Source organism: Quisquiliibacterium sp., from assembly GCF_982640115.1.
Map to the genome: position 1 here is coordinate 1 of NZ_CEXFHW010000141.1, position 10,602 is coordinate 10,602.

Sequence of the window (10,602 nt, forward strand, 5' to 3'; positions counted from 1 at the left end):
GATGCTGACCGGTGGCCAGGTACGGGTCGAGCCCCAGGAAGAAGCCCGGGCCGCCGCTCACATCCGGCGGGTTGCTGGTGCCGTCATTGGTGACCACCACCGCGTTGCCGGTGACATACCGGAAGGGCACATAGCCCGAGGTGAACGCGAAGGTGAACTCGTTGACGCCGCCGGTGCAGTCGGGCGTGACCGGCGCCGCCCCCGAGGCGCCGCAGGGCGCGGTGTCGGCGTTGAACAGCGTGGTCCAGACCCCGCCCACGAACACCTGGAAGGCGTTCGGCAGAGAGGAATCCCCCTTGCCCATGTACTGGAAGCTCAGCCGGCTGTCGCCATCGAGGTTGAGGTAAGCGCCCAGCCACCCCGAGGTGCCCCAGTTGGGCGCGAAGGTCGCGTCAGGGCCCATGCCCGCGCCGGTGGGCCAGCCGCCGGTGGGCACACCCTGCTCGTTGCGTGCCTGCCAGGGAATGCCCGCGCCGGGCCCGCCAGCGCCGTTGGCCCAGGGGTAGACCGAGCCCCCCGGGTCACCGATGTGCTCTTCGCGGGTGGGGCTGGTGTTGGTGATGGTGAGGGTGGACTGCGCCGCGGCAATGCCGGCCGCGCCCATCGCGACAGCGGCCAGGGCGGCCGCCAGGGTCTTGCGTGTGTTGATCATCGAAACCTCCGTGCTGGGTTGGCGACGCCCGACGAGGGCGCCGCGCACCGATGTCCGCAGGTTCCATGCCATACCTGATCGATTCTATTTTTCCCTTTCGGATCAATGGCTTGAAAAGTCTCCTGTGAGTCCGCTGCGGTGTCTCTGTCAAGCCTGCCGACCGGGATTGCGCGGGCTCAATCCCCCGAGTGCCCGCGCCATGAACAGCAGCCCGGTGACACCCACCGCCACCGCCAGCGCCATGCCCACCTGTTGCGCGGTGATCGGCGCGAACCGGAAGAGCTCGCGCAGCGGTGGCCAGCCATAGACCAGCGCGAGCAGCGCGCCCACCGCGGCCGTCACCCACCAAAGCGCCGGGTTGCGCCGCGCCAGCGCGGCAAGCGGCGAGCGCCCGAAGGAGCGGTTGAACACGATCAGTCCGAGATTGGCCAGCACCAGCGCCAGAAAGCCGGTGCCGCGGGCCTGCGCCTCGGGCAGGCCGGTGTGCAGCAGCCACGCTGCCAGGCCTGCCACCGCCGCCAGCACCACCGCGCCCTGCGCGAAGGCGGCGCTCATGTCGGCCAGACCGAAGAGCGGGGCGGCCGGGTCACGGGGCGGGCGCCTCATGGCATCGCGCTCGGCCGGCTCGGCCTCGAAGACGATCGAGCACACCGGGTCGATCACCAGCTCCAGGAAGGCGATGTGCACCGGCGCGAGCATCACCGGCAGGCCGAAGAGCAGCGGCAGCAATGACAGGCCGGCGGTGGGCACATGCACCGACAGCACATAGGCCATGGCCTTGCGCAGGTTGTCGCCGATGCGCCGGCCCAGGCGCACCGCGCGCACGATGGCATCGAACTGGTCATCGAGCAGCACGATGGCCGCGGCCTCGCGGGCCACATCGGTGCCGCGCCCGCCCATGGCGATGCCGATCTGCGCCGCACGCAGCGAGGGCGCGTCATTGACCCCGTCACCGGTCATGGCCACCACCTCGCCGCGCGCCCGGAAGGCCTGGATCAGGCGCAGCTTGTGCTGGGGCGACACCCGCGCGAAGACCCGCACCCGGGCCAGGCGCTCGTGCAGCTGCGCTTCATCGAGCGTATCGAGCTGCGCGCCGGTGAGCACACCCGCTGCCGTGGCAATGCCTGCCTGATCAGCGATTGCCCGGGCAGTGACCGGGTAGTCGCCGGTGATCATGGCCACATCGATGCCGGCAGCGCGGCACTCCCGTACCGCTCCCGGCACCGCGTCGCGCAGGGGGTCGGCCAGGGCCACCAGACCCAGGAAGGCCGGCGCGAAGCCGGCGGGGTCGGCGGGCCAGGGAGCCCCCGACACCGCCCGCGCGGCGGCCACCCCCAGCACCCGCATGCCCTGCGCGGCCAGCGCGTCGGCCTGCGCGAGCACCGCGGCGCGCTCATCGGGGCCAAGCCCGCACAGCCCGAGCACCGCCTCGGGCGCGCCCTTGATCGCCACCTGGCACTGCGCCTCGCCGGGCCGCTGCCAGACATGGGTCATCGCCGGCACGGCCGGGGTGAGCGGGTATTCATGCACCAGCACCGCGTCGGGCACGCGCCAGGGCGCATCGGCCCGGGCGAAGCGCTCGCCCAGGGCATGGAAGGCGTTCTCCATCGGGTCGAAGGCCTCGGCCTCGCAGGCGAGGATGCCCTGGCCGAGCAGCGGACGCAGGGCCTCGGGGAGCTCGGGCGATGACGCATCGTCAGGCGGCAGCAGCCCGCCCTGCGCCTGCGTCTGCGCGTCGCGCCAGCTGAGCGCCCTGCCCTCGCCCCAGCCCACCAGCGCCATGATCCGCATGCGGTTGTGGGTGAGCGTGCCGGTCTTGTCGGTGCACAGCAGCGTGGCCGCGCCCAGCGCGCCGATCGCCGCGGCGCGACGCGTGAGCACCCGCTGCCCCGAGAGCCGATGTGCGCCCATCGCCATGAAGACCGTCAGGATCATCACGAACTCCTGCGGCAGCATGGCCATGGCCAGCGAGATGCCGGCCAGCACGCCGCCCAGCCAGTCGCCGCGGGTGAGCCCCCAGGCCAGCACCACCACCGCGCTGAGCAGCAAGCCCAGCACCGAGAACACGCGCACCAGTCGCCGGATCTGCAGCGACAGCGGCGTGGGCTGCTCGGGCAGTTCGGCCAGCGCGCGGCCGATGCGGCCGAGCTCGGTGTGCGCCCCGGTGGCGCTCACCTGCGCCAGGCCCCGTCCGCGCACGATCATCGCGCCGCTGTACACCCAGGGCAGGTCATCGCCGCCCGGCGCGCAGGCAGGCTCGGCCTCGCGCCCCGCACGCTTGCGCACCGGCACCGCCTCGCCCGTGAGCAGGGACTCATCGGCCTGCAGGTCATTGGCCTCGAGCAGCAGCGCATCGGCCGGCACCCGATCGCCTTCGGCGAGCAGGATGACATCGCCGCGCACCAGCTCCCGGCCGGCCACCCGCAGGCGGCGTCCGCCGCGCAGCACGAGCGCGCGCGGGCTGCTGAGGTCTCGCAGGGCTTCCAGGACGCGCTCGGTGCGGCGCTCCTGCACCAGGGTGATGGACACCGTGATCAGCACGAAGGCCAGCAGCATGGCGGCCTCGGCCCGATCGCCCAGGGCCAGGTAGACCAGACCCGCGGCCAGCAGCAGCTGGACCATGGGTTCGCGCGCGACCTCGCCGGCGATGCGCAGCCAGCCGCGCCGCCGGGTCTGCGGCAGTTCGTTGGGCCCCTCGGCGGCCAGGCGCTCGGCCGCCGCCTGATCGCTCAGGCCGTCAGCGATGGAGGCAGGCGGCAATCCCTGAAGCTCATGTACGGTTCCTTCGTCGGGCACGCAGGCCCGGCACGCCGAGCGCGCCCAGGGCCACGCAGATCAGCGCCATCGTACCCGGCTCGGGCACCGTGCTCACCCGTACGCCCAGGTCCTGGAAATCGCGGTCATGGACATCGAGCTGGTCGGTGAGGGCCACATAGGCAACCGTTCCGGTGTTCTGGTACGGGCCCGGGGCGAGATAGGGATCGAGGCCTACGAAGTAGCCCGGGCCGATCAGGGTATTGACCGGATTGCTCTGGCCATCGTTGGTGAGGATGATGCCGGGCCCGGTCACATAGCGGAACGGCAGCAGCCCGGCCTGGAACGGGAAGACGAACTCGTTGACGCCCGGCGTGCACACCGGCTGCGTGGGCGCCGCGCCCGAGGCGCCGCAGGGAGCGATATCGGTGCTGAAGAGCATGGTCCACACCCCGCCCACGTACACCTCGAAGATGTTCAGGAAGATCGAGTCGCCCTTGCCCATGTACTGGAACCTGACATGACTGTCGGCATCCAGGTTCAGGTAGGCCCCCAGCCAGCCGGCGGTACCCCAGTTGGGCATGAAGACCGGGTCCAGGGCCATGCTGGGCCCGGTAGGCCAACCCGAGGTGACATTGTTCTGCGCATCGCGCACCTGCCAGGGCACACCCGGACCGACGCCGATCGTGCCGTTGGTCCAGGGGAACACCGAGGCGCCGGGGTCGCCGGTTTCCTCGGTGCGCGACGGGCTGGTGTTGGTGATGGTGAGCGTGGCCTCGGCAGCGGCGAGTCCGCTCGCGCTCAGGGCAACGGCAGCCAGGGCGGTGGCGATCAGCTTGCGGGGATTCATGGCGTTCTCCGGGTGAGTGACAGGGCTGGCAGGCCTTGCCTGACACGGCACCGCAGGTTCCGTGCCCGCCCTCGCCCACCGGCAATAAGGCCGCGAAATCAGCGGCTTGCGTGCGCCGCCCGCGGCCGGCCCCGCGGTGGCTGTCAAACCGGCCGACGCGGATTGCGCAGGCGCAATCGGCACCGACACACGCGCGTGGTCTGCCCGCGCCGCGGTCCGGAATGCCACCGCGTGCCGGGCCTGCGGTTTTGCGCCGGGCCGCGCCTGGGGTAGAAAGCGGGATCGCATCCACGCAGGCAGCACGCCCCATGTCCGCCCAACCCGATGCCGGTCCCGACTGGCGAGAGCAGGTCTTCGAGGTCTTCCGGCGCAATGCCATCCGGCAGGTGGCCTATGTGCCCGACGCCGGCCACGCCGCGCTCATCCGCATGGCCCATGCCGACCCCGACATGCGCGCCTATCCGCTCACCACCGAGGAGGAAGGCGTGGCCGCAGTCTGCGGCGCCTGGCTGGGTGGGGAGCGTGCCGCGCTGCTGATGCAGAGCAGCGGCGTGGGCAACTGCATCAACATGCTCAGCCTGATCGAGAACTGCCGCTTCCCGCTGCTGATGCTGGTGACCATGCGCGGCGAATGGGCCGAGTTCAACCCCTGGCAGGTGCCGATGAGCCGGGCCACCCAGACCACGCTGAGCGCCATGGGCGTGACCGTGCGCCGGGTGGACGATGCCGCGCAGATGCCCGAGGCGGTGCAGGCCGCCATCGACGATGCCTTCCTCGCCGAGCAGCCGGTGGCGCTGCTCATCTCGCAGCGGCTGCTTGGCCGCAAGCAGTGGACGAAGTGACCATGGCCGACGCCGCACACACTCCCGCCGCCGGCGGACCCGAACTCGAGCGCCGCGCCGCGGTGGCCGAACTGCTGCGCGATCGCGGCCCACTGCTGGTGGTGAGCGGTCTGGGCTCGCCCACCTATGATCTGGCCGCCGCCGGCGATCACGAGCGCAACTTCTACCTCTGGGGCGCCATGGGTGGCGCGGCCATGATCGGCCTGGGTCTGGCCCTGGCCCAGCCCGAGGTGCCGGTGCTGGTGCTCACCGGTGACGGCGAGCAGCTGATGGGCCTGGGCGCGCTGGCCACCGTGGCCGCGCGCCGGCCGCGCAACCTGGCCATCGTGGTGCTGGATAACCGCCTCTATGCCGAGACCGGCATGCAGGCAAGCCACACCGGCCTGGGTACCGACCTGGCCGGCGTGGGCGCGGCCTGCGGTCTGGCCTGGACCGAGCGCCTGGACAGCCCGCAGGCCCTGCCCGCGCTGCGCGCGCGCATCCATCGCTGCGAAGGCCCCGGCCTGGCCACGCTGCGCATCGCGCAGACCGAGCCGCCGCGGGTGATGCCCTCGCGCGATGGCGTGGCCAACAAGCTGCGGTTCCGGGCCGCGCTGGGGCTGCGCGGCATCTGAGCGTCGCTCACTTTCAACCCAGGCGCAGGGCTGCCACGCCCGCCACCAGCACCGCGGTGCCCAGCACACGCCGCGGCCCGAAGCGCTCGCCGAGCAGCCACACCCCGAGCACCGCCGCGAACAGCACGGAGGTCTCGCGCAGCGCCGCCACCGAGGCCACCGGCGCGCGGGTCATCGCCCACAAGGCGAGGCCGTAAGACCCCAGCGACGCCATGCCGCCGAGCAGCGCGAGCGGCCAGCGCCGCCGGCTGTAGGCGACGATGGCCGCGCGCCCGGCCGCATCGCGCCGCAGCCACACCAGCAGCGGATAGGGCAGCGCATCGAGCACATAGAAGAGCAGCGCGTAGGCGATCGGATTGCCCGAGAGCCGCACCCCGCGTGAATCCACCAGGGTATAGGTGGCGATGATCGCGGCATTGGCCAGCGCGAAGCCCACCGCGGCGCGATGGCCCAGCGCCTCGCCAGGCCGCGCCAGGCCGACCAGCGCCACCCCCAGCCCGATGCCGGCGATGCCCAGCCAGGCCGCCGGCGTGGGCGACTCCTGCAGCAACGCGCCGCTGGCCAGTGCACCCAGCAGCGGCGCCAGGCCGCGCATGATCGGGTAGGTGAGGCCGAGATCCCCATGGCGATACGCACCCGCCAGCGCGAGGTGGTAGCCGACATGGATCAGCGCCGAGGCGCCCACCCAGGGCCAGGAAGCCGGATCGGGCAGGCCCGTGAACAGCAGCAGCGGCAGCGCGACCACACCGGCCAGGGCATGCAGCAGCGCGTTGTCCACCGCCTTGTCGGTGCTGGACTTGACCAGCGCATTCCAGCTCGCGTGCAGCAGTGCACCACCCAGCACCGCCACCATCACCGGCGCGGTGAGCGCGAGGCCGCTTTGCACGCCCTGCATCAGCGCCGAAGCAAGGCCAGCCCGACCAGCATGAAGGGCACACCCACCCAGGCGAGGCGGGCGAGATCGATCCAGCCGCTGGCCGCGGCACCCACCGCCGCGCCGGTGGCGGTACCGACATTGAGCAGCGCCGAGTTCAGCGACATCAGCACCGGCGTGTCAGCCGGCGAGAGCGCGGCCAGCCGCGCCTGCTGCACCGGCATCAGCCCGAAGCCCGACGCGCCCCAGGCCGCCAGCGCGGGCAGCAGCAGCGCCGGCGTGCCCGCGGTGAAGGGCACCGCGATCATGCTGAGCAGGAACACCACGGCGAGCAGCCGCAGCGCACCCGGCACGCCGAGCCGATCGGCCAGCGCGCCGCCCGCCACCGTGCCGAGCAGGCCCGCCACACCCACCGTGGACAGCGTGGCCGAGACCCGCCCCGGGCTCATCGGCCCCAGGGCCTGCAGCACCGGGCCGATGTACGAGAAGGTGCAGAAGATGGCCGCGCCGATCAGCGGGGTGAGCGCCAGGGCGGTGAGCACATCGGCGCGGCGCAGCAGCGCGCCCAGGCCCCGCCAGCCGGTGGACGGCGTGCGCAGCGCAGCCGGCAGGCGCAGCAACAGCATCACCAGCAGCACCGCGGCCGCAGCGGCCATGACCAGCAGCGGCACCCGCCACGACGTGACCGAGGCCAGCCAGGTGCCCGCCGGCAGGCCGATCACGAAGCTCAGGCTCACCCCGAGATAGACCAGCGACAGCGCCCGCGCGCTGCGCTCGGGCGGCGCCAGCGCCACGGCCAGCGCCGCGGCCAGCGCCGCGAACAGGATGCCCGCGCCGGTGAGCGCGCGGCCCAGCAGCAGCACCGGCAGCGAACCGGCCAGCCCGCTGACGAGCGCGCCCGCCACCGAGAGCAGCAGCGCCAGCGCCACCGCGCGACGCCGTGGCCAGTGGCCGGTGAGCACCACCAGCAGCGGCGCCACCACGGCCGCCGCCAGCGCATACACCGTCATGGCCTGACCGGCCGCCGCGATGCCCACGCCGAGCTCGGCCGCCATCGGCGCAAGCAGCCCGGCGACCACGAAGGCGCCGGTGCCGAGCACGAGGTTGGTGATCGCGAAGAGCGCGAGCGTGAGGGCCATGAACAGAGGGTGCCCGAGCGGGCTCGGGCGGGCAATGGCTCGGCCGGTGAGCACCCCGGCCGTGCGGGCCGGGGCGCGCTCTGGCGCTCAGCCCGCCGCGCGCGCGGCGAGGCGCATGCTCAGGCCCACCGGGGTCATGGTGAAGGAGAGCTTCTCGGCGGCGGGCTGGCCATCGGGGGTCTCGACCGCCTTCACATCGAAGCAGCCAAGCAGCACCGTCATGGCCATCTTCATCTCGAGCAGCGCCAGGTAGCGGCCCGGGCAGATCCGCGGCCCGGCGCCAAAGGGCATGGAGATGCGCTTGGCGGCATTGGCCTGCGAGCCCGGCCCGCCCTCGCTCAGCCAGCGCTCGGGCATGAAGCGCGCGGCCTGCGGCACGAAGCGCTCGCTGACGCTGTCGCGCCGAAGCATGCTGATGACCACGCCGCCCACCGGCACCCGCACATCGCCCACCACGGTCTCGCGCAGCGCCTCGAGCGGCAGCTGCGGCGCCACCGGCTTCAGGCGCATGGTCTCGTGGGCACAGGCCTCGATGAAGTCGAGCCCGGCCATCTCCTCGAGGGTGGGATGCAGCGGATCGGCCACGCCCTGGCGCACCTCGGCGATGGCCCGGGCGAGCGACTCGGGGTTGAGCCACAGCAGGTGGATCATCCACGCGATGGTGTTGGCGGTGGTGTCCTCGCCGGCCAGCAGCATGGTGAGCACATTGCCGGCGACCTCGAGGTCACTGATGCCGCCGCCCTCGCGCTCGGCGGCCACGATCATGGCCTCGAGCAGGTTCTCGGGATGCTCGCGCAGCTGAGGCCGCGCGGCGATGCGGGCGCGGGCCTTGGCGATGAACTCGTCGACCGCCGCGCGCACCGCGGCCACGCTGCGCTCGAGCTCGCGATCGGCGGCGCTGCGCCACCAGCGCCACACCGGCAGCGGCGACATCATGCGGCGATAGAGCGCCGGGAAGATCTTGTCGAGATGACGCTGGATGACATCGGCATCGGATTCGAGCGTGTTCACCTCCACCCCGAAGGCCAGGCCGGCGATGGTGTCCACGGTGTAGCGCATCAGGTCGGCCTGCAGGTCGATGGCCTGCGCGCCGGCCGTGGCCTTCTGCCAGCGCCCGGCCAGACGCTGCGACACCCGGCACATGGAGGGGAAGTAGCCCTTCACATGGGCCGGGTCGAAGCCCGCCATGACCATGCGGCGCTGACGCTTCCAGGTCTCGCCGTTGGCGCCGAACACGCCCGGCAGCAGGCCCATCTCGGCGCCGATGATCTCCAGCAGCCGCGTGCGCCGGAAGCCATCGGGCCGGTCGCGCAGCACGGTGGCCACCACCTCGTGATCGGCCACCACCAGCACCGGGCGCGGGCCCATCTGCAGCCGGAAGTACGGGCCATACTGCCGGCACCACTGCTCCACCTGCAGATGGAAGCGCGGCGCATCGAGCTGCAGCAGGTTGCCCACCACCGGCCAGGCGCGCGGGCCGGGCAGCTGGGCCAGTTCGCGCAGGGCGCGCGGCGCGGCGGCCTGGGCATCGGGCGCCGGCGAGGCGGCGGGGGCGTCGGGCGTGGGGGTGGCGGTGTCCATGCGGCCGATGGTAGATCACTTTCGGGCCGATCCGGCCGACGCCGGCTCACGCCAGGGGCCGGCGCGATTGACAAGCCGCGCCCAGGCACTAACCTCGACCCGGAACCGCCCCGCCACCCTCCCCGAGGAGACAGCCGATGAGCGCAGTGATGGTCGATTACGGAGACCAGGAGGCGGCCATGCGCGCCTACCTGGCCGAAGGCCGCGAACGGGCCTATGCCCTGGGCAACCGCGGCCCGGTGCGCTACGACGCGCAAGGCCGCGTCCACCCCGACATCCTCGCCGCCTACTGGCGCTGCGGCTTCTATGTGTTCGAGGGCGTGCTCAAGGCCGACGAACTCGCCGACATCGAGGCCGACTTCAAGGACATCATGGATCGGCTGCCGGCCCACCGCGGCAGTCCGCTCGACCGCCATGGCCGCCCCGCGCTCGCCGCCGACTGCTCCGCGCCCACCCTGATGTGGTCGCGTCCGCTGGGCGACCCGGTGGGCGGCACGCGCGCCGCCAATGGCCGCCATCCGGTGAAGATGTTCGAGCCCTCCGCCGCGCCGGGCGCGCCCGAGGAGGTGGTCTATCTCATCCTCGGCACGCTGCAGTTCTCCGATGCCGCGCTGCGGGTCTACGGCCACCCCGACCTGCTCGCGGTGGCCGCCGCGGTCAATGGCGATGACTTCGTGCCCTTCAACGAGGCCTTCTTCATCAAGGAGCCAGGCCTGGGCGCCTCGGTGGCCTGGCACCAGGACGGCGTCACCCACTGGGACTCGCCCGACCTCGACCCCGGCACCCACGGCTTCAATTTCATGGCCCAGCTCTACGGCTGCACCCCGGCCAACGGGTTGTGGGTGGTGCCGGGCTCGCACAAGCTCGGTCGTGCCGACATCCGCGCCATGGCCCGCGCGGCCGGCTCCGACCGCCTGCCCGATGCCGTGCCGCTCATCTGCGCGCCCGGCGATGTGGCCATCACCAACCGGCAGACGGTGCACGGCTCCTTCGCCAACACCAGCCCCGACTGGCGGGTGACGGTCAATTTCGGCTTTCACCGTCGCCGCTCGGTGCTTGGCGTGCGCACCACCGGCACCCTTCACGCGGCCGAGGCCTTCTACGACGAGGCCCGCATCCGCGAGCGGGCGCGGGCGATCGGCCTGGGCATCGCCGCGCGCCGGCAGCGCTTTCCGCACGAGAAGCCCTTCGTGTACCAGCCCCACGCGCAGGCCGGCGAGACCTTCACCTGGGATGCGCAGGCCCGCGCCTCGCTGAAGGACTACAACCTGCTCGACCTGAGCATCTGAGCGACGC

At 72.4% G+C, this 10,602-nt stretch carries 9 protein-coding genes; 3 read left to right on the top strand and 6 right to left on the bottom strand.

Annotation, left to right across the window (positions count from 1 at the left end; genetic code table 11):
* The 3 genes from AC2H6A_RS14450 to AC2H6A_RS14460 form a co-directional block, all read right to left on the bottom strand.
* Nucleotides 1-652, bottom strand: a 652-nt coding sequence (locus AC2H6A_RS14450) for a hypothetical protein (RefSeq protein WP_484274301.1), incomplete at its 3' end; no start/stop codon positions are given.
* A gap of 147 nt (nucleotides 653-799) precedes the next feature.
* Complete coding sequence (locus AC2H6A_RS14455) at nucleotides 800-3,412, bottom strand: cation-translocating P-type ATPase (RefSeq protein ID WP_484274302.1); 2,613 nt, start codon at nucleotides 3,410-3,412, stop codon at nucleotides 800-802.
* Between the two features lie 10 nt (nucleotides 3,413-3,422).
* The gene (locus tag AC2H6A_RS14460) at nucleotides 3,423-4,256 is read right to left on the bottom strand and encodes a hypothetical protein (RefSeq protein ID WP_484274303.1); all 834 of its coding nucleotides are present in this window, start codon (nucleotides 4,254-4,256) and stop codon (nucleotides 3,423-3,425) included.
* Nucleotides 4,257-4,564: 308 nt separating this feature from the next.
* On the opposite strand from AC2H6A_RS14460, the gene AC2H6A_RS14465 reads away from it, so the two are divergent.
* Together AC2H6A_RS14465 and AC2H6A_RS14470 are read left to right on the top strand one after the other, a co-directional pair.
* Nucleotides 4,565-5,098: a phosphonopyruvate decarboxylase gene (locus tag AC2H6A_RS14465; RefSeq protein ID WP_484274304.1), complete on the top strand. Its 534-nt coding sequence runs from the start codon at nucleotides 4,565-4,567 to the stop codon at nucleotides 5,096-5,098.
* A 2-nt stretch (nucleotides 5,099-5,100) separates the two neighbouring features.
* Nucleotides 5,101-5,712 carry a thiamine pyrophosphate-dependent enzyme gene (locus AC2H6A_RS14470; protein ID WP_484274305.1) on the top strand — a complete coding sequence of 204 codons (612 nt, stop codon included), beginning with the start codon at nucleotides 5,101-5,103 and terminating at the stop codon, nucleotides 5,710-5,712.
* A gap of 13 nt (nucleotides 5,713-5,725) precedes the next feature.
* Here the strand turns inward: AC2H6A_RS14470 and AC2H6A_RS14475 are convergent, their stop codons facing one another.
* The 3 genes from AC2H6A_RS14475 to AC2H6A_RS14485 form a co-directional block, all read right to left on the bottom strand.
* The gene (locus AC2H6A_RS14475; protein WP_484274306.1) at nucleotides 5,726-6,598 is read right to left on the bottom strand and encodes a DMT family transporter; all 873 of its coding nucleotides are present in this window, start codon (nucleotides 6,596-6,598) and stop codon (nucleotides 5,726-5,728) included.
* An 8-nt stretch (nucleotides 6,599-6,606) separates the two neighbouring features.
* The gene (locus AC2H6A_RS14480; RefSeq protein ID WP_484274307.1) at nucleotides 6,607-7,725 is read right to left on the bottom strand and encodes an MFS transporter; all 1,119 of its coding nucleotides are present in this window, start codon (nucleotides 7,723-7,725) and stop codon (nucleotides 6,607-6,609) included.
* Between the two features lie 87 nt (nucleotides 7,726-7,812).
* A complete protein-coding gene (locus tag AC2H6A_RS14485) occupies nucleotides 7,813-9,306 on the bottom strand; it encodes a cytochrome P450 (RefSeq protein WP_484274308.1) in 1,494 nt (497 codons plus the stop codon).
* A gap of 137 nt (nucleotides 9,307-9,443) precedes the next feature.
* Here AC2H6A_RS14485 and AC2H6A_RS14490 point away from each other — a divergent pair, with 137 nt between their 5' ends.
* A complete protein-coding gene (locus tag AC2H6A_RS14490; protein WP_484274309.1) occupies nucleotides 9,444-10,595 on the top strand; it encodes a phytanoyl-CoA dioxygenase family protein in 1,152 nt (383 codons plus the stop codon).
* Nucleotides 10,596-10,602 lie beyond the last annotated feature (7 nt).